The 20261-nt window shown below is 59.0% G+C and carries 21 protein-coding genes and 1 tRNA gene; 12 read left to right on the plus strand and 10 right to left on the minus strand.

What is annotated here, in order from left to right:
* The first annotated feature begins 91 nt into the window (after positions 1–91).
* Positions 92–304, plus strand: a complete 213-nt coding sequence (locus PL640_RS00335) for a SlyX family protein (protein ID WP_013635242.1) — start codon at positions 92–94, stop codon at positions 302–304.
* A 13-nt stretch (positions 305–317) separates the two neighbouring features.
* Positions 318–869, plus strand: a complete 552-nt coding sequence (locus PL640_RS00340; RefSeq protein ID WP_271360490.1) for a DUF924 family protein — start codon at positions 318–320, stop codon at positions 867–869.
* A 67-nt stretch (positions 870–936) separates the two neighbouring features.
* Here PL640_RS00340 and dnaJ read toward each other — a convergent pair whose 3' ends face one another.
* The 5 genes from dnaJ to PL640_RS00365 all read right to left on the minus strand — a co-directional run bounded on the left by dnaJ (position 937) and on the right by PL640_RS00365 (position 6343).
* Positions 937–2070 carry a molecular chaperone DnaJ gene (dnaJ, locus tag PL640_RS00345; protein ID WP_035219642.1) on the minus strand — a complete coding sequence of 378 codons (1134 nt, stop codon included), beginning with the start codon at positions 2068–2070 and terminating at the stop codon, positions 937–939.
* A gap of 90 nt (positions 2071–2160) precedes the next feature.
* Positions 2161–4062, minus strand: a complete 1902-nt coding sequence (dnaK, locus tag PL640_RS00350) for a molecular chaperone DnaK (protein ID WP_142840755.1) — start codon at positions 4060–4062, stop codon at positions 2161–2163.
* A gap of 321 nt (positions 4063–4383) precedes the next feature.
* Positions 4384–5301: an alpha/beta fold hydrolase gene (locus PL640_RS00355; RefSeq protein WP_271360491.1), complete on the minus strand. Its 918-nt coding sequence runs from the start codon at positions 5299–5301 to the stop codon at positions 4384–4386.
* 76 nt (positions 5302–5377) lie between these two features.
* Positions 5378–6019 carry a DUF2239 family protein gene (locus tag PL640_RS00360; protein ID WP_271360492.1) on the minus strand — a complete coding sequence of 214 codons (642 nt, stop codon included), beginning with the start codon at positions 6017–6019 and terminating at the stop codon, positions 5378–5380.
* A 234-nt stretch (positions 6020–6253) separates the two neighbouring features.
* Positions 6254–6343, minus strand: a tRNA-Ser gene (locus PL640_RS00365).
* A gap of 220 nt (positions 6344–6563) precedes the next feature.
* Here PL640_RS00365 and PL640_RS00370 point away from each other — a divergent pair.
* The 10 genes from PL640_RS00370 (at position 6564) to deoA (ending at position 15790) form a co-directional block, all read left to right on the plus strand.
* Positions 6564–6881 (plus strand): hypothetical protein, encoded by a 318-nt coding sequence (locus PL640_RS00370; RefSeq protein WP_142841240.1) that lies wholly within the window; start codon positions 6564–6566, stop codon positions 6879–6881.
* A gap of 76 nt (positions 6882–6957) precedes the next feature.
* Complete coding sequence (gene msrA / locus PL640_RS00375) at positions 6958–7608, plus strand: peptide-methionine (S)-S-oxide reductase MsrA (protein ID WP_271360493.1); 651 nt, start codon at positions 6958–6960, stop codon at positions 7606–7608.
* A 214-nt stretch (positions 7609–7822) separates the two neighbouring features.
* On the plus strand, positions 7823–8815 hold the full coding sequence (locus tag PL640_RS00380) for a BMP family lipoprotein (protein WP_142840759.1): 993 nt from the start codon (positions 7823–7825) through the stop codon (positions 8813–8815).
* Positions 8816–8897: 82 nt separating this feature from the next.
* Positions 8898–10403 (plus strand): ABC transporter ATP-binding protein, encoded by a 1506-nt coding sequence (locus PL640_RS00385; protein WP_269700657.1) that lies wholly within the window; start codon positions 8898–8900, stop codon positions 10401–10403.
* Between the two features lie 7 nt (positions 10404–10410).
* A complete protein-coding gene (locus PL640_RS00390) occupies positions 10411–11514 on the plus strand; it encodes an ABC transporter permease (protein WP_149898221.1) in 1104 nt (367 codons plus the stop codon).
* A 6-nt stretch (positions 11515–11520) separates the two neighbouring features.
* Positions 11521–12492, plus strand: coding sequence for an ABC transporter permease (locus PL640_RS00395; RefSeq protein ID WP_271360494.1), 972 nt, complete (start codon positions 11521–11523; stop codon positions 12490–12492).
* Between the two features lie 4 nt (positions 12493–12496).
* Positions 12497–12901: a cytidine deaminase gene (locus tag PL640_RS00400; protein ID WP_271360495.1), complete on the plus strand. Its 405-nt coding sequence runs from the start codon at positions 12497–12499 to the stop codon at positions 12899–12901.
* Complete coding sequence (locus PL640_RS00405) at positions 12901–13701, plus strand: purine-nucleoside phosphorylase (protein WP_269700488.1); 801 nt, start codon at positions 12901–12903, stop codon at positions 13699–13701. The genes PL640_RS00400 and PL640_RS00405 overlap by 1 nt, the downstream gene beginning before the upstream one ends.
* A gap of 2 nt (positions 13702–13703) precedes the next feature.
* Positions 13704–14477 carry a deoxyribose-phosphate aldolase gene (gene deoC, locus PL640_RS00410; RefSeq protein WP_271360496.1) on the plus strand — a complete coding sequence of 258 codons (774 nt, stop codon included), beginning with the start codon at positions 13704–13706 and terminating at the stop codon, positions 14475–14477.
* Complete coding sequence (gene deoA / locus PL640_RS00415) at positions 14474–15790, plus strand: thymidine phosphorylase (RefSeq protein WP_271360497.1); 1317 nt, start codon at positions 14474–14476, stop codon at positions 15788–15790. The genes deoC and deoA overlap by 4 nt, the downstream gene beginning before the upstream one ends.
* On the opposite strand, the gene PL640_RS00420 is transcribed toward deoA, so the two are convergent.
* The 5 genes from PL640_RS00420 to PL640_RS00440 all read right to left on the minus strand — a co-directional run bounded on the left by PL640_RS00420 (position 15783) and on the right by PL640_RS00440 (position 20235).
* Positions 15783–16304 (minus strand): TIGR02281 family clan AA aspartic protease, encoded by a 522-nt coding sequence (locus PL640_RS00420; RefSeq protein WP_271360498.1) that lies wholly within the window; start codon positions 16302–16304, stop codon positions 15783–15785. The two genes, deoA and PL640_RS00420, sit on opposite strands and share 8 nt — an antisense overlap.
* A 134-nt stretch (positions 16305–16438) precedes the next feature.
* Complete coding sequence (gene upp, locus PL640_RS00425) at positions 16439–17068, minus strand: uracil phosphoribosyltransferase (protein ID WP_004439188.1); 630 nt, start codon at positions 17066–17068, stop codon at positions 16439–16441.
* Positions 17069–17153: 85 nt separating this feature from the next.
* The gene (locus PL640_RS00430) at positions 17154–18143 is read right to left on the minus strand and encodes an adenosine deaminase (protein ID WP_271360499.1); all 990 of its coding nucleotides are present in this window, start codon (positions 18141–18143) and stop codon (positions 17154–17156) included.
* Positions 18140–19360 (minus strand): phosphopentomutase, encoded by a 1221-nt coding sequence (locus PL640_RS00435; protein ID WP_271360500.1) that lies wholly within the window; start codon positions 19358–19360, stop codon positions 18140–18142. The genes PL640_RS00430 and PL640_RS00435 overlap by 4 nt, the downstream gene beginning before the upstream one ends.
* Before the next feature lie 113 nt (positions 19361–19473).
* Positions 19474–20235: an SURF1 family protein gene (locus PL640_RS00440; RefSeq protein WP_271361419.1), complete on the minus strand. Its 762-nt coding sequence runs from the start codon at positions 20233–20235 to the stop codon at positions 19474–19476.
* Positions 20236–20261: the final 26 nt, after the last annotated feature.

The following is a 20261-nucleotide window of genomic DNA, read 5'->3' on the forward strand; positions in this document are numbered from 1 at the left end:
GATCGGTTGTGACGAATTCGCTTCACGAAAGCGACATATGGTTGACTCCCGCGCTTTTAAGCCCAAGGAAGGGCGGGAAAGAGAGGTCGATATGACGTCGGAAACCGAAAAACGGATCATTGCGCTCGAGGAAACGATCGCTCATCAGGCAAAGACCATCGAGGAGCTGTCCGATCAGCTGACGGAACAGTGGAAGGTGGTGGAGCAGACCCGCGCCAAGCTCGACCGCTTGACGGAGAGGTTCCTGAGCCTTGAGGAGCAATCGCTGGACGCGCCTGCCATCACCCGGCCACCGCATTACTGACAGGGAGAACCCGATGAAAAACGACACAGCCGCGCTTGCCGCCGAAATCACCAATTTCTGGAAAAAGGCCGGGCCGGACAAATGGTTCGACAAGGATGCCGCCTTCGACAATCACTTTCACGACCGCTTCCGCGATGCCCATTTCGCTGCTGCACGGCGTGAACTGGATGACTGGCTGGCCGGTGCGGAAAGCAGTCTTGCCCTGATGCTTCTTCTCGACCAGTTCCCGCGCAACTGCTTTCGTGGCACTGCCCATATGTACGCCACTGATCCGCTGGCACGCCTGTTTGCCGATGAGGCCATACGCCGTGGTCACGATCAGGCAGTGAGCGAGGATCTGCGCGTTTTCTTCTATCTGCCCTTTTCCCATGCCGAGGATATTGCGGCCCAGCAGCGCGCCTGTGACCTGAACCAGCCGCTTGGCGGGCTTTATCTGCACCATGCCGAAGAACATCGCGATATCGTCGAGCGTTTCGGCCGCTTTCCGCATCGCAACGACATATTGCTGCGGGAAACGACGCCGGAGGAACGGCAATATCTTGATGAAGGCGGCTTTTCCGGCTGAGCCCAAAATAATAACGCCGCCAGTCCCGAAGGATGGCGGCGTTATTAATGAACGTAGCCGGCGGTGATCAGCCGTCGAAGAATTCTTTCATCCGGGCAAAGAAGCCGGTCGATTCCGGATTGTTCTCCTTGGAGGAGAGCTGTTCGAATTCCTGCAACAGCTCGCGCTGACGCTTGCTGAGCTTCTGCGGCGTCTCGATCTGAATCTGGATGTAGAGATCACCGGTCTGCGCCGAACGCAGCACCGGCATGCCCTTGCCCTTCAGACGGAACTGCTTGCCCGGTTGGGTGCCTTCCGGAACCGTGACGCGCGACTTCGTGCCGTCGAGCGTCGTGACATCGAAGGTGCCGCCAAGCGCTGCCGTCGTCATTGAAATCGGCACGGTGCAATAAAGGTCGGCACCGTCGCGCTGGAAGAACTCATGCGGTCGCACGGACAGGAAGATATAAAGATCACCCGCCGGGCCGCCACGCATGCCGGCTTCGCCTTCGCCCTGTAGACGAATGCGCGTGCCATCCTCGATGCCCGAGGGAATGTTGACCGAGAGCGAACGCTCTTCCGTCACACGACCCTGACCGTGGCACTTGCCGCACGGATCGGAAATCGTCTGGCCGCGACCATGGCAGGTCGGGCAGGTGCGCTCCACCGAGAAGAAGCCCTGTGCCGCGCGCACGCGGCCGGAACCCTGACAGGTGGCGCAGGTCTTGGGCTGCGTACCGGGTTTGGCGCCAGAGCCGGAACAGACGTCGCAGGTAATCGAGGTCGGAACCCTGATCTGCGCCGTTTTGCCGGCGAAGGCTTCCTCCAGCGTGATTTCCATATTGTAGCGAAGATCGGCCCCGCGCTCGCGCCCGCCGGAAGAGCGGCGCGCACGACCACCACCCATCATCTCACCGAAAATGTCTTCGAAGATGTCGGAGAAGCCGCCATTGGCAAAACCGCCGCCGCCCATTCCGCCGCCACCCATGCCGCCATTTTCAAACGCGGCGTGGCCGAAACGGTCATAGGCCGCGCGCTTCTGCGGGTCCTTCAGCGTTTCGTATGCTTCGTTGATTTCCTTGAATTTCTGCTCGGATTCGGCGTTATCCGGGTTCTTGTCCGGATGGTATTTCATCGCGAGTTTGCGGAAGGCGCTTTTCAGCTCTTTTTCGTCCGCGGTCTTGCTGACGCCGAGTGTTTCGTAAAAGTCTGCTTTCGCCATTAAGTTAACAAGCCCCGCAAATGGATTTCCGGCTGCACGTCGGCAGCCGGATGTCTTGCATATGGTGTGAGGAGTAGGGAAGTCACGCGATTATGCGGACTTCTTGTCGTCCTTGATTTCTTCATAGTCGGCATCGACGACGTCATCCTTGCCGCCTTCAGAAGCATCGCCGGCCTCGGCCTGCTGTGCTTCATAGATGGCCTGACCGAGCTTCATGGAAACTTCCATGAGGGTCTGGGTCTTCGCCTGAATGTCGTCGGCGTCAGGCTCGGAAGCTTCAACCGCTGTCTTCAGGCTGGCAATGGCATCTTCGATCGCCTTGCGGTCGGTCTCGGAAACCTTGTCGCCATATTCCTTCACCGACTTTTCGGTGGAGTGAATAAGGCTTTCTGCCTGGTTCTTGGCTTCGACACCCGCACGACGCTTCTTGTCGGCTTCGGCATTGGCCTCGGCGTCCTTGACCATCTTTTCGATGTCGGCGTCGGACAGACCACCGGAGGCCTGGATGCGGATCTGCTGTTCCTTGCCGGTGCCCTTGTCCTTGGCGGACACCTGCACGATGCCGTTGGCGTCGATATCGAAGGTAACTTCGATCTGCGGAACGCCACGCGGCGACGGCGGCAGACCAACGAGGTCGAACTGGCCGAGCAGCTTGTTGTCCTGCGCCATTTCACGCTCGCCCTGCGAAACGCGGATGGTCACGGCCGACTGGTTGTCTTCGGCGGTCGAGAAGGTCTGGCTCTTCTTCGTCGGGATCGTCGTGTTGCGATCGATCAGACGGGTGAAGACGCCACCCAGCGTTTCGATGCCGAGCGACAGCGGGGTCACGTCGAGCAGCAGAACGTCCTTGACGTCACCCTGCAGAACGCCGGCCTGAATGGCGGCGCCCATGGCAACAACTTCATCCGGGTTCACGCCCTTGTGCGGCTCTTTGCCGAACAGCTGCTTGACGACTTCCTGCACCTTCGGCATGCGGCTCATGCCACCCACGAGAACGACTTCGTCGATCTCGGCAGCGGTAACGCCGGCATCCTTCAGCGCCGCCTTGCAAGGTGCGACGGTGCGCTGCACCAGATCGTCAACCAGGCTTTCGAACTTGGCGCGGGTGAGCTTCAGCGTCAGATGCTTCGGACCGGAAGCGTCAGCCGTGATGAAGGGCAGGTTGATTTCGGTCTGCTGCGAAGACGAAAGTTCGATCTTTGCCTTTTCGGCAGCTTCCTTGAGGCGCTGCAGAGCGAGCTTGTCGTTCTTCAGGTCGATGCCCTGATCCTTCTTGAATTCGCCGGCCAGATATTCGACCAGACGCATGTCGAAGTCTTCACCACCGAGGAAGGTATCGCCGTTGGTCGACTTCACTTCGAAGACGCCGTCGCCGATTTCCAGAACGGAAATATCGAAGGTACCGCCGCCAAGGTCATAAACGGCGATCGTCTTGCCGTCCTTCTTGTCGAGGCCGTAAGCGAGTGCAGCTGCAGTCGGCTCGTTGATGATACGCAGAACATCAAGACCGGCGATGCGGCCGGCATCCTTGGTTGCCTGGCGCTGCGCGTCGTTGAAGTACGCCGGAACGGTGATGACGGCCTTCTCGACCTTTTCGCCGAGATAGGATTCAGCCGTTTCCTTCATCTTCTGAAGGATCATCGCGGAAATCTGCGAAGGGGAATAGTTCTTGTCCTGCGCCTTCACCCAGGCGTCACCATTGTCGCCATTGACGATCTCGAAGGGGACGAGGTGCTTGTCCTTTTCAACGGTCGGGTCTTCATAACGACGGCCGATGAGGCGCTTGACCGCAAACAGGGTGTTGGTCGGGTTGGTGACGGCCTGGCGCTTGGCCGGCTGGCCGACAAGGCGTTCGCCATCGTCGGAAAATGCCACCATGGACGGCGTGGTGCGTGCACCTTCCGCGTTTTCAATTACTTTCGTGTCCTTGCCGTCCATCACTGCGACGCAGGAATTGGTCGTGCCAAGGTCGATACCGATTACTTTTGCCATGCTCTTCTCTCCTTGAAGCGAGCTGCCGGAACCCCGTGAGGCATTCTTGTGGCAACTCCTTGACTTGGATTTGCAACATTCGCTGCAGTTCTGCGGCGTATATAAGGAGCGATTTTTCCTGCTGCAAGGCGCAAGAGAGGGGTAAGCGCAGCAAAAAGCGCAGGAAACCTCAGTCTGTGCGGAAGCATAGCCATCAACGCTTGCGGAAACGGGAAAACGCGACTTTGACGCTATGCTGTCCCACCATCAGGTGTGCTGGCGGACGGAGACGGGCGAAGTTCAATTTTGGCGGCTATTGCGCATGGCAGGGGCTATGGCGGGTTACGTGGGGTGTGGTGCTCCCGCGAAGTTTTTCCTTTTGGTCATGCTGCAAATGGCCTTGATAACCGTCTGCTCGAGTTCGCCTGGAAGGTCGTGCCCCATCCCTTCGATCGGCAGATAAATCGCATTTGGAATCGAAAGCGCCGTATCCTGACCGCAGGCTGACGGGATCAATGGATCGTCGGTTCCGTGAATGACGAGCGCCGGTGCTGTAATCGTCGCCAGACGCGAGCGTCGGTCTCCTGCCACCGCCATGCCTGCGATCTGCCGTGCCACGCCATCGGGATCATGGTTTCGACGCACCTCTTCCAGCAGGAGGGTACGATGGGCATCTTCGTTGAACGGATAACCGATACTGGCAATCCGGCGGGCGAAAGCGAGGCGCGCAGCCAGAAACCCCTGCTGATCGATGGCGGGGTCAGGCGCGGGCGCCATCATCATTGCCATGACATCGGGTGCCGCCTGCGGCAGGGCGGGATTACCGGTGCTGGACATGATCGAAGTTAAGGAAAGGACGCGGTCTGGATGATCACTCGCAAGGACCTGTGCGATCATTCCTCCCATCGAGCGTCCAACGACATGCGCCTTTGCGATACCGAGTGTGTCGAGGAGGCTGACGGCGTCGACTGCCATATCGCCAAGTGTATAGGGCACCTGGGGCCGACGTCCTGCCATCAATGCGGATGCAAGTGCGCCGAAATCCGGTGGGGGCGAACTGCTGAAGTGGGTGGAGCAGCCGGTATCGCGATTGTCGAAGCGGATTACGCGATAACCCGCTGCGGCCAGATGCTCGCAAAAAGGTATCGTCCAGCGGATCATCTGCGTCCCCAGACCGGAAATCAGCAGGATCGCCTCATCGGTTACATCACCGAAACTGTCCCAGGCGAGTTCGATGCCATTGGATCTTGCAATATTCACGGCTGCCCTCCAGCGGAAATCATTGGAAACAGGGCATGGGTTCTGCTCTGCTCGCGGTGTTCGGTTTTTCGGCGCGTCAAGAATGCCGCCGGTCGTGCGACCTGAATGCGAGGCGCAGGGCATAGGCCCTGATATCTGCGGGCCATGATGTGGTCCGTTCTTCCAGCGCGGGGCGGTCATCTGCAAAAAGGGCTCGTATCGCTTCCTCGTAGCCGGGGAGGTTTCCCGCGATCGCTTGCATGAATTGATACGCGGCCTCCTGTGCCGCCCGCTTTTCCTGATGCGGATGCCCAGCCTTTCTGGCCTCGTCCACCAGACGCCTTAATGCCGCTGAAGCGCCGCCGGGCCGGGCGGCAAGCCACTCCCACTGCCGTGGCAGCAGGGTCACCTCGCGGGCGACGACACCCAGTTTCGGCCGCCCGCGGTTCTTCTGATTCTGCCCTTCCTCCGAAACCGTCGGGCCGGAGGTTGCATCGGCCTCCGGTCGATCGCTTCGCACAGTTGCCTTTGGCAGGTGGGAGAGCCGTTCAACGATTTCCGTATCGGTGCCACGCAGATCCAAATCGACGACACGACCTGTGGCATCGTCGAATACGAGGATCGTTTTGTCCGTCTCGCCCAATCGGCGGATCGCGATGGCCACTTCGGCCAGAAGGCCGCTGAGCAGTAATCTGTCGCCGGAAAAGGCTGTGCAAGGCCTGCTGGGGGGATTCGACATGTCACACTCGCCACAATGAATGTCGCAATTAATATCCGGGTAAAACAATTTCGTCAATTACACCCGGGTAAAAAGGAAATGTGATGCCAGGATTGGTCCGTCACGCGAGCGCTGCTGTGTGCGGCAACCCTGTAGTCTGCAAATCCATACGGCATGCGGGGAAGAAAAGGGGGTATCGAAGGAGAAAGCGGCAATAGACGCTAAGTCGTGGGCTTATCTGACTATTTGGGAAAATGGCGGACAGGGTGGGATTCGAACCCACGGTACGCTTTCACGCACACACGCGTTCCAGGCGTGCGCCTTAAACCACTCGGCCACCTGTCCTTTTTTCAAATCTGCATGTTTTGAAGAATGCAAATCACTGGAACGGCGCGATATATACCGATGAATTCGCAGGGATCAACACGAATCTGACAGTTTTTTGAAATGTCGGCAATTTCCTGCATTTCGATGCGGTTGCAAACGGGTTTTACCGCCTTTATCGATGCGCTATATGTATCAAAGCATGTCCGTTGAAGAGATGGACCATAACCGAGGTGTCCTGATGAAAGCTTTTTTGCGTTTTTTGAGCTTTCTTCTCCTTCTGGCAGCGGTTTTTCTGGGTGTGCTTGATTCGATCCGCTCGGTTTCCACATCCTCGGTCAATATTACCGGCATCCTTTCCGTCTGGAATTATCTTCTTCCTGCCTCGCGCACCATGGTGGAAGCCGCCGTGGGTCACTATATTCACCCTGAAGCGTGGCGCTTTATTGAAAACGCGCTGTCGGCGCTGCCCGCATTTGCCTTTTTCCTCGCCCTGTCCCTGCTTTGCTGGATGGCCGGTTACAGGAAGCACAAGGCGATGAGGCGCCTGCCAGTCTGATTTTTCAGCCTGAACGACCTTGCGCCCGCAGTTGTGAACCATGAGAAGCGGCGATATTGGCCGCACGGAGGTCCCGATGTTTCTGTTCGATACGCTTTCAAAAAAGACGACGATGCCGACCGAAGAGACTGCCTTGCCGGGCCGTGGAGAGGCGCTTGTGGTGCCGGAGAACCATTTCGTCAATGGTCGGCCGTTGAAGGGGCCTTATCCAGACGGTTTGGAAATCATCTACCTCGGCATGGGTTGTTTCTGGGGCGCGGAACGGTTGTTCTGGCAGACGCCGGGCGTTTGGGTGACGGCGGTTGGTTATGCCGGCGGCTTTACTGAGAATCCGACCTATCAGGAAACGACGACCGGTCAGACGGGCCATGCAGAAGTGGTGAAGGTCGTCTATGATCCGGCTGTGATCTCGTTGTCGGGCCTGCTCAGGATATTCTTCGAGGAGCATGATCCGACCCAGGGTATGCGGCAGGGCAACGATGTGGGTACGACCTATCGTTCGACCATATATGCCACGACCGAAGGCCAGCTGCAGCAGGCGCAAAAGGCGCGCGATACTTTTCAGCAGGCTCTGGAGGCGGCAGGCCATGGACGGGCCATCACCACCGAAATCGGCCCGCTTGAAACCTTTTATTACGCTGAGGACTATCATCAGCAATATCTTGCCAAGAACCCGGGTGGCTACTGCGGCTTGCGGGGAACCGGCGTAAGCTGCAATATCGACTAGATTTTTTGCAGGTCGCCACGGTGGAAAGACCAAAAAAGCGCCAGATAAAAGTTTTTCCACCGGGTCAAAAAAACCGGATGAATTTTTCATTGAGCCATGCAAGGATATGAGGCAAGCACAGCCGGTATAACGGTTGGCGGTTCCGCAGACATTCCCGGCAAACGGGATTGCGGGAGGACCCTTATAATATCAATTGCAACAACAGGGCTGCACAATGAAAAAATCCCTTCTGACGCTTTTTGCGCTTGCCGCAATGTCGGCTTCCGCGCTCGCTGCGGATGTCAAGCCGGCGCTGGTCTATGGCACGGGCGGTAAGTTCGACAAGTCGTTCAACGAAGCCGCTGCGGCCGGCGCTGAAAAGTTCAAGGCGGAAACGGGTATCGAGTACCGTGACTTTGAGCCGACCAGCGACACGCAGGGCGAACAGGCCATCCGCAACTTCGCCAGCAAGGGCTTCAACCCCGTCATCGCCGTATCCTTCGCCTGGACCTCGGCCATGGAAAAGGTTGCAGCCGAATTTCCCGACACCAAATTCGTGATTGTCGATTCCGTTGTCGAACTGCCGAATGTCCGCTCCGTCGTCTACAAGGAGCATGAAGGTTCCTACCTCGTCGGTCTTCTGGCGGGCATGGCTTCCAAGACCGGCAAGGTCGGCTTCATCGGCGGCATGGATATTCCGCTGATCCGTAAGTTTGCCTGTGGTTATGCCCAGGGCGCCAAGGCGGCCAACGACAAGATCGAAGTCTTCCAGAACATGACCGGCACCACGGGTGCTGCATGGAACGATCCGGTACGCGGCGGCGAACTCACCAAGAACCAGATCGACCAGGGTGCGGACGTGATCTATGCGGCAGCCGGTGCGACCGGTATCGGTGTGCTGCAGACCGCCGCCGACAACAAGAAGTTCTCGATCGGCGTCGATTCCAACCAGAACCACCTGCATCCGGGTTCCGTCCTGACCTCCATGGTCAAGCGCGTCGATCTGGCCGTTTACAACGCCTATAAGGATGCCAAGGACGACAAGTTCACCCCCGGCATCGTGGCGCTCGGCGTCAAGGAAGACGGCGTGGCCTATGCGCTTGATGACAACAACAAGGCCCTGATCACGCCTGAGATGATTGCCGCCGTGGACAAGGCGAAGGCCGACATCATTGCCGGTACCGTCAAGGTCCATGACTATATGGCGGACAACTCCTGCCCGAAATGATATGATATGTAACTGGGGCGCATGATGAATTTTCATCTTGCGCCCTTTTCATATCCAGCCTTCGGAGAGGTTAGGTTTGCGTATGGATCCTGCAATCGAGCTCGTGGGCATCGACAAGAAATTCGGTGCCGTTCACGCCAACAAGAATATCAATCTGACCGTCGCCAAGGGCACGATCCACGGCATCATCGGGGAAAATGGCGCCGGAAAATCGACTTTGATGTCGATCCTCTATGGTTTTTACCAGGCAGATGCCGGTGAAGTCAGGGTAAACGGCGCACCTGTTGCGATCCGTGACAGTCAGGCCGCGATCAATGCCGGTATCGGCATGGTGCATCAGCATTTCATGCTGGTGGAAAATTTCACCGTTCTGGAAAACGTCATGCTGGGTGCGGAGGGCGGCGCATTGCTGGCCAAAGGCCGGGCCGGAGCGCGCAAGGAGCTGAAGCGTCTCGAGGATGATTACGGACTGGAAGTCGATCCGGATGCGGTAATCGAAGAATTGCCTGTTGGCCTGCAACAGCGCGTCGAAATCCTCAAAGCCATGTATCGTGGTGCCGAAATCCTGATCCTCGACGAGCCGACCGGCGTTCTGACGCCGGCTGAGGCCGATCACCTTTTCAAGATCCTCGGTGTCCTGCGTGAGCAGGGCAAGACCATCATCCTCATCACCCACAAGCTGCGCGAAATCATGGCGATCACGGACTCCGTCTCCGTCATGCGCCGCGGCGAAATGGTCGCGACCCGCAAGACCTCCGAAACCAGCGTCGAGGAACTGGCCGAACTGATGGTCGGCCGCCGTGTGCTGCTGCGGGTGGAAAAGGGCGAGACGACGCCGGGAGAGGTTCTTCTCTCCATCCGCAATCTCACCGTCAAGGACAGCCGTGGTGTCACCATGGTCGACGATGTCTCGCTGGATGTCCGCGCCGGTGAAATCGTCGGCATCGCCGGGGTCGCCGGCAATGGTCAATCGGAACTGCTGGAAGCCATCGCCGGCATACGCAAGCCCTCTTCGGGCGAGATATGGGTGGATGGCCAGAAGGTGGATCGTCCCGATCCGGCGATCCTGCGCAAACTTGGTCTGGCGCATATCCCGGAAGACCGCCATCACATGGGACTGGTGCTGAAATTCGAGGAATATGAAAACTCCATCCTCGGTTATCACCATGACGAGCGTTACGGAAAGGGGCCTTTCCTGAACCCCGAGGCCATCCGCAAGGATGCAGTCGAAAAGATCGAGAAATACGACATCCGCCCGCCGAACCCGCATTTGAAGACCGCCAATTTTTCCGGCGGCAATCAGCAGAAGATCGTCGTTGCCCGCGAAATCGAACGCGACCCGAAGATGCTGATCATCGGCCAGCCGACACGCGGCGTGGATATCGGCGCCATCGAATTCATCCACCGCCGCATCATCGAAATGCGTGATGCCGGAAAGGCGATTTTGCTGGTTTCGGTCGAGCTTGATGAAATCCGCTCCCTTTCGGACCGGATCATGGTCATGTTCGCCGGCCGTGTCGTTGGAGAAAAAACGGCGGAAGCCGAAGAACAGACGCTGGGCCTGATGATGGCCGGCATCGCCGCATGAGGCATGAATGAGCACCGCTTCCGCCCCCCTACCAAACTGGATCAGCTACGGCCTGTTGCCATTGCTGAATGTCATCACCGCCTTTCTGATTTCCGGGCTCGTCGTCTGGTCCATCGGCGAAAATCCGCTGGCAGCACTTCGCCTGCTGATTGAAGGCGCGCTCGGCCGTGGCGACGCCATCGGCTTCACGCTGTTTTATACGACGAGCTTCATCTTCACCGGCCTCTCCGTCGCCGTGGCTTTTCATGCCGGCCTGTTCAACATCGGCTCCGAAGGTCAGGCCTATATTGGCGGGCTGGGTGCGGCGCTGGTGGCGCTGGCACTTGACCGTTACGTGCCATGGTATGTGACGATGCCCTTCGCCGTCATCGGTGCTGCGGTTTTTGGTGCCGCCTGGGCCTTTATTCCGGCCTGGCTTCAGGCCAAACGCGGCAGCCACGTCGTCATCACCACCATCATGTTCAACTTCATCGCTGCGGCCTTGATGGTTTACCTGCTGGTGAATGTGCTGATCGTACCGGGCAAGATGGCGCCGGAAACGCGCACCTTCCTGCCCGGTGGCCAACTGCCGAAGCTGGACTGGCTGATGGCATGGTTCGGCCTCAAGCTCGGGCCGGCGCCGTTCAACGTCTCCTTCCTTATCGCTCTGGTAATGTGTTTCCTCGTCTGGGTGCTGATCTGGCGCACCAAGCTTGGTTATGAGATGCGCACGCTCGGTGTCAGCCCTTCCGCTGCCATTTATGCCGGCATTCCCTACGCACGCACCGTCATCATCGCCATGCTCATTTCCGGTGGTCTGGCGGGCATGATGGCGCTGAACCCGGTCATGGGCGCTTCAGCGCGCCTGCAGGTGGAATTCGTCGGCGGTGCGGGTTTCGTCGGCATCGCCGTATCGCTGATGGGGCGAAGCCATCCGCTCGGCATCATTTTCTCGGCATTGCTGTTTGGTATTCTTTATCAGGGCGGTGCAGACCTTTCCTTCGAGATGCCCAACATTACCCGCGAGATGATCGTGGTTATCCAGGGTCTGGTGATCCTGTTCGCCGGCGCGCTGGAATATATGTACCGTCCGACGATCGTCCACATCTACCAGCGTTTGGCAAAGGGGTGAGCTGACATGGATTTTTTCGATATGCTGGTCAGCATTCTCGGCTCGACCGTCCGTCTCACCATCCCGCTTCTGTTCACCGCACTGGCCGGGCTGTTCTCCGAACGCGCCGGCGTGTTCGATATCGGGCTTGAAGGCAAGATGCTGGCGGCGGCCTTTGCTTCCGCCTGTGTCGCCTATCTTACCGCAAACCCGTGGGCCGGTCTTCTGGCCGGCATTGGCGTCTCCATCGCGTTCTCGCTGATCCATGGCTTTGCCGTGATCACCAATCGCGGCAACCAGATCGTTTCAGGGGTAGCGCTCAACTTCATCGCCGCCGGCCTGACGGTGGTTCTGGGCCAGGCATGGTTTGGGCAAGGTGGCCGCACGCCGCAATTGCCCGGCGAGGGGCGTTTTGCGCCAATCATCCTGCCCGGCGCGGATGCGATGCGCGAAGTGCCCTTCATCGGCCCGCTCTACGCCAATGTCATTTCCGGCAACAATATCCTCACCTATCTCGCCTTCCTGGCTGTACCGCTCTCCTGGTGGGTGCTTTACCGCACCCGTTTCGGCCTGCGCCTGCGTGCCGTCGGTGAAAATCCGGGCGCTGTCGATACGGCGGGCATTTCGGTGACGTGGATGCGCTACCGCGCGGTTATCGTCGCCGGTTTCCTCTGCGGTTTCTCGGGCGCCTATCTCGCCGTAGCACAATCGGCAGCTTTCATCGCCAACATGTCGGCCGGCAAGGGTTATATCGCGCTTGCCGCCTTGATCTTCGCGAAATGGAAGCCGGTGCCGGTCATGTGCGCCTGCCTGCTGTTCGGTTTTCTCGATGCCTTCGCCAATTTCATGCAGGGCAAATCTGTGCCTGGCATCGGCGAGGTGCCGGTGCAGATTTTCCAGGCCATGCCCTATATCCTGACCTGCATCCTGCTTGCCGGTTTCATCGGCGTTGCCAAGCCCCCCAAGGCCGGTGGCGTTGCCTATGCGAAGGAGCGTTGAACCCATGTCTTCTGATCCGACATCCCATGCCCTGTTCGAGGCAGCGGTGGAGGCCATGGCCTCCGCTTATGCGCCCTATTCGAAGTTTCCCGTCGGCGCGGCGATCCGCGCTGATGACGGCAAAATCTACAAGGGCGCCAATATCGAGAACATCTCCTTCCCGCAGGGCTGGTGCGCGGAACCATCCGCCATCAGCGCCATGATCATGGGCGGGGCAAAGAAGATCAGCGAAGTCGCCGTCTTTGCCGAAAAGCTGCCGCTCTGTACGCCCTGCGGTGGTTGTCGCCAGAAGATTGCCGAATTCGCCACACCGCAGACGAAGATCTATCTTTGCGACGAAACCGGCGTCCAGAAGGTCATGACTATGGAAGAGCTTCTGCCCTCCGTCTTCAAGACCGAGTTGCCCTGATGACGGATGGCTTGATCGATATTCTGGTGGAGCGCCTGAACGGCCTGATGCCGCGCGTCGCCATTGTTCTCGGCTCTGGCCTGGGGTCGCTGGTGGAAGAAGTCAGCGACCCGATCCGTGTGCCCTATGCCGATCTTCCCGGGTTTCCCGCCGGTGGCGTTTCCGGCCATGCGGGCGAGCTGGTGGCCGGTTATCTCGGCGGCGAGCCCGTCATGATGCTGTCCGGTCGGGTGCATTTCTACGAAAAGGGCGATCCGGCGGCGATGCGCCCGGTCATCGAGGCGTTGGCCGGTCTCGGCGTGCAATCGCTCATCCTCACCAATTCGGCGGGTTCGGTGAGGCAGGATATGCCGCCCGGCTCCGTCATGCAGATCACCGATCACATCAATTATTCCGGCATGAACCCGCTGATCGGTGAGGAAAGCGACCGCCGCTTCGTCGGCATGACCACGGCTTATGATCCGGACCTGATGCTGGCAATGCGCAACGCCGCGATCCGCGCGACGGTGCCTTTGTTCGGCGGCGTCTATATGTGGTTTTCCGGGCCAAGCTTCGAAACGCCGGCGGAAATTCGCATGGCGCGGCTTCTCGGCGCGGATGCCGTTGGCATGTCCACCGTGCCGGAAGTCATCCTCGCGCGCTTTTTCGGGATGCGCGTTGCCGCCGCATCGGTTATTACCAATTACGGTGCCGGCATGACTGGCGCGGAACTGAGCCATGAGGAAACCAAGGACATGGCTCCCGTGGGCGGCAAGCGACTTGCCGCCATTCTGAAGGAAATGATCTCAGGAGGAGCGTGACCATGGAACTCCAGCGTCCGCGCGAAGCGGCTGCCCTCACTCTGTCCTTGCTGGACCTGACCAATCTTCAGGAAGACTGCACGCCGCAGCAGATCGCCGCTTTGTGCCAGCGGGCGCATACGGATTATGGCAACACCGCCGCCATCTGCATCTGGCCGCGTTTCGTGGCGCAGGCACGCGCTGCTTTTGGAAAAGAACACGCGATCCGCATCGCCACCGTTGTCAATTTTCCCTCGGGCGATCTTGATGTCGCGACTGTCGTGGCGGAAACGGAAGCAGCGATCCGTGATGGTGCCGATGAAATCGACCTCGTCATCCCCTATCGTAAATTCATAGCAGGCGATGAAGCGGCGGTTAGCGAAATGGTAGCGGCCGTGCGCAAGGCTTGCGTTGCACCCGTGCTGCTCAAGGTCATTCTCGAAACCGGCGAGTTGAAGGACAAGGCTCTGATCCGCCGCGCCTCCGAACTCGCGATCGCCGAAGGCGCTGACTTTATCAAGACCTCCACGGGCAAGGTCGCCATCAATGCCACGCTGGAGGCGGCAGACATCATGTTGCAGGCGATCCGCGACAGCCGGCAGAAAGTTGGTTTCAAACCTGCCGGTGGCATCGGCACGGTGGAGGATGCGACGCTTTACCTGCGGCTGGCGGAAACCATCATGGCACCCAACTGGGCCATGCCGTCCACTTTCCGCTTCGGTGCTTCGGGCGTTCTCGACGATGTGCTGAACGTGCTGGCCGGCGGCGAACCGGCCAAGGCCGCCAGCGGGTATTGAGCTTGATCCCGCAGGAAATCATCCGCCGCAAACGCGATGGCCTGTCTCTTGAGCCGCAGGAGATTGCCGCTTTCATCGGCGCGCTGTCGAAAGATGGCATATCGGAAGGGCAGGCGGCCGCCTTTGCCATGGCGGTGTTTTTTCGTGGCATGAACCGCGACGAGATGGTGGCGCTGACGCTCGCCATGCGTGACAGCGGCGATGTCCTCTCATGGAGCGATATTGGCAGGCCGGTGGCAGATAAGCACTCGACTGGTGGCGTTGGTGACAACGTCTCCCTGATGCTGGCTCCCATTGTTGCCGCCTGCGGCCTCACCGTGCCGATGATTTCCGGCAGGGGCCTTGGCCACACCGGCGGCACGCTTGACAAGCTGGAAGCCATCCCCGGTTACAATGTCGTGCCGGACGGGGCTTTGTTCCGCCAAACGGTGAAGGCGGTCGGCTGTGCCATCATCGGTCAGACAGGCGATCTCGCCCCCGCCGATAAACGCCTTTACGCTATCAGGGATGTGACCGCGACGGTTGATTCCATACCGCTGATCACCGCCTCCATCCTGTCGAAGAAGCTTGCAGCCGGGCTTGAGACGCTGGTTCTCGACGTGAAGGTCGGCAACGGTGCTTTTATGCAGAGCGTGGAGGATGCCCGCAATCTGGCCCGCGCGCTGGTCGATGTGGCGAATGGTGCGGGACTCCCGACGACGGCGCTTATAACCGACATGAACCAGCCACTTGGTGATGCAGCCGGCAATGCCGTCGAAATCGTCAATTGCCTGGATTTTCTGGCTGGTCGCAAAGCTGGAACCCGTCTGGAGAAAGTGGTCTTGTCCTTCGCAGCGGAAATGCTGGTGCAGGCTCAAAAAGCTGCCACGCTGGAGGAAGGCGAGGCGCTGGCCGCGGCCGCTCTGTCTTCCGGTCGGGCTATGGAAATCTTTGCGCGGATGGTTTCAGCACTGGGCGGACCTTCGGATTTCGTTGAAGACCCAACCCGTTATCTGCCGTCCGCGCCGGTCGTTCTTCCCGTGCAGGCCGAGCGCAGCGGCTGGCTAACATCCTGCGAAACGCGCGATCTTGGCATGGTCGTCGTCGAGCTTGGTGGGGGCAGGAGAACGCCGTCGGACATCATCGATCCGGCGGTCGGTATTTCGGATATCCTGCCGCTTGGCGTAAAGGTGGAAAAGGGCGAGCCGATTGCCATTGTCCATGCGGCTTCGACGGATGAGGCGGAACGTGCCGTCAAAAGGATAACGGCCTGTTACGCGATCGGCGACAACGCACCTGAAATCGTTGATCCCATCCTCGAGCGGATCACCTGACCAGCCGCATCTCACCGCCCGAGACTTTGAAGGATGACAGTTGTTTCAAAAAGCTCATGCCGATCAGCATGTTGCTCAGAGCATTGTCCTTCAGCACCATGGCATCGACATTCTGAACGCGGATCGGACCGATCTCCACCCGGTCAAGCTTCACATAGGCCGCCATCGTCTGGCCATTGGCTGTCGAGATCGCATATTTGTAGTCCAGACTGTTGACGCCGTAACCAAGCCGGCGCGCAATCGTCTCGTTGATTGCGACCATGGAGGCGCCGGTATCAACAAGCCCGTCGAAGGATTTGCCATTGATGCGGAAGGTGGCGTTGAAATGGCCGCGGGTATCTGCTTTCAGATTGATGCCGCCTAGCGAAGCCGTTTGCGGCTTGGCGACCTCGGGTGCGGCCGCGGGCTTTTCGACGTCTGTTTCAGGGCGTTGCTGGAATTTCTCCACCAGCGCTGGAATTTGCGTGGCGCTGACCGAAAGGCCGATAAGCAGAAAAATCGTGCGCGCCAGCAAGTCGTTGCTCCTCAAAGCCCAAGGTGATTTCTGGACAGGATAAGCGCAAAACATGCTGAAATCTTAAAAGAAAAAGCCATTCGCCGCGTATCGGACGGCGAATGGCTCAAACGGTTAAGCGAAGATAAACGGCGTTATTTGGTGCCGTACATACGGTCGCCGGCGTCACCGAGGCCGGGGACGATATAACCCTTCTCGTTCAGATGTCTGTCGATTGCGGCGGTATAGATCGGCACATCGGGATGCGCCTCGCGGAAATTCTTGATGCCTTCCGGTGCTGCCAGCAGACACAGGAAGCGGATGTTCTTTGCACCGCGCTCTTTCAGCTTTTCGACAGCAGCTATGGAGGAGTTGCCGGTCGCCAGCATCGGGTCGACAACGATGACCAGACGGGCATCGAGGCTTTCGGGAGCCTTGAAATAATATTCGACGGCCTCCAGCGTATCATGGTCACGATACACACCGACATGGGCAACGCGCGCCGACGGCACCAGTTCGAGCATGCCTTCCAGAAGGCCGTTGCCGGCGCGCAGGATGGAGGCGAAAACCAGTTTCTTGCCTTCCAGAACCGGAGCCTGAATGGTTTCGAGCGGCGTGTCGATGGTTTCCATCGTCATTTCAAGGTCGCGCGTTACTTCATAGCAAAGCAGCGTCGAAATTTCCCTGAGCAGGCGACGGAAGCCGGCCGTGGAAGTTTCCTTCTTGCGCATGATGGTGAGTTTGTGCCGCACCAGCGGATGTTCAATGACTGTGACGCCGTCCATGAAACTGGCCTTCCTTTTTGATCTTGTGCCCCTGTCATTCACCGAAAGCGGGCTTTTCGCAAGCCTTCTTCGCGGTTTTACCCCGTCAACCGTCGTCTCGGGCGCGATCCAGTCTCGCAAGCAGCTGCCCGCGCGTCGCCTCGTCCACGAAGGCGCATTCCAGTGCGGTACGGGTCATGCCGTTGATCTCGGTGTCGCTGAAGCCGAACACGCCGGCGGCCAGCTCATATTCCCGGGCAAGCGAGGTGAAGAAGAATGGCGGATCGTCGGAATTGATGCAGACCCGCACCCCGGCATCGCGCAACGCCTTCAGCGGATGGCTGGCGAAATCCGGATAAACTTTGAGTGCGATATTCGATCCGGGGCAGACTTCCAGAACCGTTCCCGTCTCGACAAGCCGGGAGACGAGACCGGCATCTTCGATGGCGCGCACGCCATGGCCGATGCGTGCCGGTTTGATGAGATCGAGTGCATCGGCAACGCTTTCCGGTCCGCAGACCTCGCCGGCATGGATGGTCAGTCCGAGACCCGCATCGCGGGCAATATCGAAGGCGCGCGCATAATCGGCAACCCGGCCCATGCGTTCCTCGCCGGCCATGTTGAAACCGGTCACCAGCGGATGCCGGGCACGTGCCGCATATTCGGCCGCCGCGATCACCCGTTTCGGGCCGAAATGCCGTTCGCCGGTAACGAGGATACGGGTCTCGATGCCGGTTTTTTCCTTCGCGATCCGGATGCCTTCGGCGATACCGGCGAGATAGGCGTCAGCGCCAAGTCCGATACGGTCGCCATGGTCGGGCGAAATGATCAGCTCGCTATAGATCGTGTTGGCCTGCGCCAGTTCGGTCAGATAGGTTTCGGTCAGAACCGCATAGTCCTCATCCGTCTTGAACACCTGCGCCACCGCATCGTAGCACTGGATGAACTCGGCGAAATCCGACCAGACATATTGGCCGTCACGCAGAAAGCTGCTGGTGTCTATGCCGTATTTCTCTGCCTGTTTTGCGACGAGGGCAGGCGGTGCCGCACCTTCGATGTGGCAGTGGATTTCTGCTTTCAGCAAATGCGATGTCAAATGAAGCTCCTGCCGTGTGAACCGGCCTCGATACCAAGATGATGGGCGATGCTTTCGCCGATATCGGCGTAGCTTGAACGAATTCCGACATCACGAGAGCGGATGCCCGGCCCGAATGCCATGATTGGCACCCGTTCGCGTGTATGGTCGGTGCCACGCCAGGTGGGGTCGCAACCATGGTCGGCGGTAAGAATGGCGATGTCTCCCGGCTTCATCTTGCGATGAATTTCCGGGATGCGCGCATCGAAAGCCTCAAGCGCGGCAGCATAACCGGCGACGTCACGGCGATGGCCATAAAGCATGTCGAAATCGACGAAATTGGTAAAGACAAGGTCGCCATTTTCGGCCTCGTCGATGGCCTGCAGTGTCACATCCATCAGGGCGGCGTTGCCATTTGCCTTGATGACGCGTGAGACGCCCTGATGGGCATAGATATCGCCGATCTTGCCGATGGCGTGCACTTTGCGCTCCGCCTCCACCAACCGGTCGAGAAGCGTCGGTTCGGGCGGCGGCACGGAAAAGTCGCGGCGGTTGCCGGTACGTTCGAAGGTGGCGACCGTCTCGCCGATGAAAGGACGGGCGATGACGCGGCCGATATTCAAGGGATCAAGCAGTTTGCGCACCGTCTCGCAGAGCGCGATCAGCCTGGCCAGCCCGAAATGGCTTTCATGCGCGGCGATCTGGAACACGGAATCGGAAGAGGTGTAGCAGATCGGCTTGCCGCTCCTGATATGTTCTTCGCCGAATTGCGCGATGATATCAGTGCCGGACGCATGGCAATTGCCGAGAATGCCGGGAATATCCGCCTCTTTGCAAATGGCCTCCACCAGCTCCGGGGAAAAGGCGTCGCCTTCCGTCGGGAAATAACCCCAGTCGAAGGTGACAGGCGTTCCGGCGATTTCCCAGTGGCCGGATGGCGTATCCTTGCCTTTTGAAACTTCGCTGGCTGAGCCATGCAGGCCGAAAATACGTTCCGGCGGCTCCATGCCGGCGGGAATGTCGCCACTTGCCTGGCGCGCGATCTCCAGAAGGCCAAGCGAGCACATGTTCGGCAGCTTCAGCGGGCCCGATCGAAGCCCTGGCCTGTCGGCAGCACCTGCGGCACAGAATTCGGCGATGTGGCCGAGGGTATTCGCGCCAAGATCACCATAGTGCTCTGCGTCAGGTGCACCGCCGACACCGAAGGAATCCAGAACGAGAAGAAATGCTCTTGCCATAACTCACCGAAACAAAATGCGCCGACGGGCAATGTCAGGCCGAACTGTCGTTATAGATCAGCAAAACGTGAAGAAGGAAGCGCTTTTATGAACCATCCGGTAAAACCAGCGGTTCAATCAGCATCCTGTTTCGATTTCGGTGTGTTGAGGTTGCGCAGCACGTACCAGCCGGCCGCAACCACCATGGCCGCGAGAATATACCAGGTGACGGCATAGGAGAGGTGGCTGTTGGAGAAGGTGAGCATGGTTTTGCCGCCAACCGGCAGGCCACCCGGATTGGACGTCGCATCCGCATCGACGTAAAACGGCGCCACGTTGGAGAGGCCGGATGCCTGCGTGATCTGGGGAATGTTGCGGGAATACCAGCGGCCATTGGCCGGATCGTTGGTTCGAAGGAAAAGTCCGCCGGTTTCCGGCGCGCGCATCAGCCCGACGATCTCGACGTTTCCGGCCACTTCCCCTTCGCGGCGGGTAGACGGATCGCGTTTGTCGGAGGGTACGAAGCCGCGATTGACGATCACGCTTGAGCCATCGTCCCGCCGCAGCGGTGTCATGACCCAGTAGCCGGGGCCGAGATCCGTGACCGTGTAGACCTGAACCTCCTTGTCGTTGAGCAGGGTACCGGACAGTTTCACACGGCGATATTCATAATCGGCGGAATCGGTGAGGGCCGGCCATTCACCTGCGGCAGGCGCATCGACAGGCGCGGCATGGGCGCGGGCCTCGACACGCTCAATCAAATCGAGCTTCCAGAATAGGCGCTGGACCTGCCATGTTCCAAGCGCCAGCAGGCAGCCCGTCAGGATAATGGTCAAAAACAGGACGACGATTGCCGCAGGGCGGATACGCCGGTTTTGGGGTGCGATTTCGCTCATCTCATGGTCCTTGCGAAGCGCCTCTG

The sequence above is a fragment of the Agrobacterium sp. ST15.16.024 genome (assembly GCF_027956545.1).
Lineage (GTDB): Bacteria > Pseudomonadota > Alphaproteobacteria > Rhizobiales > Rhizobiaceae > Agrobacterium > Agrobacterium cucumeris.

Bases quoted from the DNA above. Each gene is read 5' to 3' on its own strand.
- PL640_RS00335 (WP_013635242.1), top strand. From the start codon at position 92: ATGACGTCGGAAACCGAAAAACGGATCATTGCGCTCGAGGAAACGATC.
- PL640_RS00340 (WP_271360490.1), top strand. From the start codon at position 318: ATGAAAAACGACACAGCCGCGCTTGCCGCCGAAATCACCAATTTCTGG.
- dnaJ (WP_035219642.1), bottom strand. From the start codon at position 2,070: ATGGCGAAAGCAGACTTTTACGAAACACTCGGCGTCAGCAAGACCGCG.
- dnaK (WP_142840755.1), bottom strand. From the start codon at position 4,062: ATGGCAAAAGTAATCGGTATCGACCTTGGCACGACCAATTCCTGCGTC.
- PL640_RS00360 (WP_271360492.1), bottom strand. From the start codon at position 6,019: ATGTCGAATCCCCCCAGCAGGCCTTGCACAGCCTTTTCCGGCGACAGA.
- PL640_RS00370 (WP_142841240.1), top strand. From the start codon at position 6,564: ATGAAAGCTTTTTTGCGTTTTTTGAGCTTTCTTCTCCTTCTGGCAGCG.
- msrA (WP_271360493.1), top strand. From the start codon at position 6,958: ATGTTTCTGTTCGATACGCTTTCAAAAAAGACGACGATGCCGACCGAA.
- PL640_RS00380 (WP_142840759.1), top strand. From the start codon at position 7,823: ATGAAAAAATCCCTTCTGACGCTTTTTGCGCTTGCCGCAATGTCGGCT.
- PL640_RS00385 (WP_269700657.1), top strand. From the start codon at position 8,898: ATGGATCCTGCAATCGAGCTCGTGGGCATCGACAAGAAATTCGGTGCC.
- PL640_RS00390 (WP_149898221.1), top strand. From the start codon at position 10,411: ATGAGCACCGCTTCCGCCCCCCTACCAAACTGGATCAGCTACGGCCTG.
- PL640_RS00395 (WP_271360494.1), top strand. From the start codon at position 11,521: ATGGATTTTTTCGATATGCTGGTCAGCATTCTCGGCTCGACCGTCCGT.
- PL640_RS00400 (WP_271360495.1), top strand. From the start codon at position 12,497: ATGTCTTCTGATCCGACATCCCATGCCCTGTTCGAGGCAGCGGTGGAG.
- PL640_RS00405 (WP_269700488.1), top strand. From the start codon at position 12,901: ATGACGGATGGCTTGATCGATATTCTGGTGGAGCGCCTGAACGGCCTG.
- deoC (WP_271360496.1), top strand. From the start codon at position 13,704: ATGGAACTCCAGCGTCCGCGCGAAGCGGCTGCCCTCACTCTGTCCTTG.
- upp (WP_004439188.1), bottom strand. From the start codon at position 17,068: ATGGACGGCGTCACAGTCATTGAACATCCGCTGGTGCGGCACAAACTC.
- PL640_RS00435 (WP_271360500.1), bottom strand. From the start codon at position 19,360: ATGGCAAGAGCATTTCTTCTCGTTCTGGATTCCTTCGGTGTCGGCGGT.
- PL640_RS00440 (WP_271361419.1), bottom strand. From the start codon at position 20,235: ATGAGCGAAATCGCACCCCAAAACCGGCGTATCCGCCCTGCGGCAATC.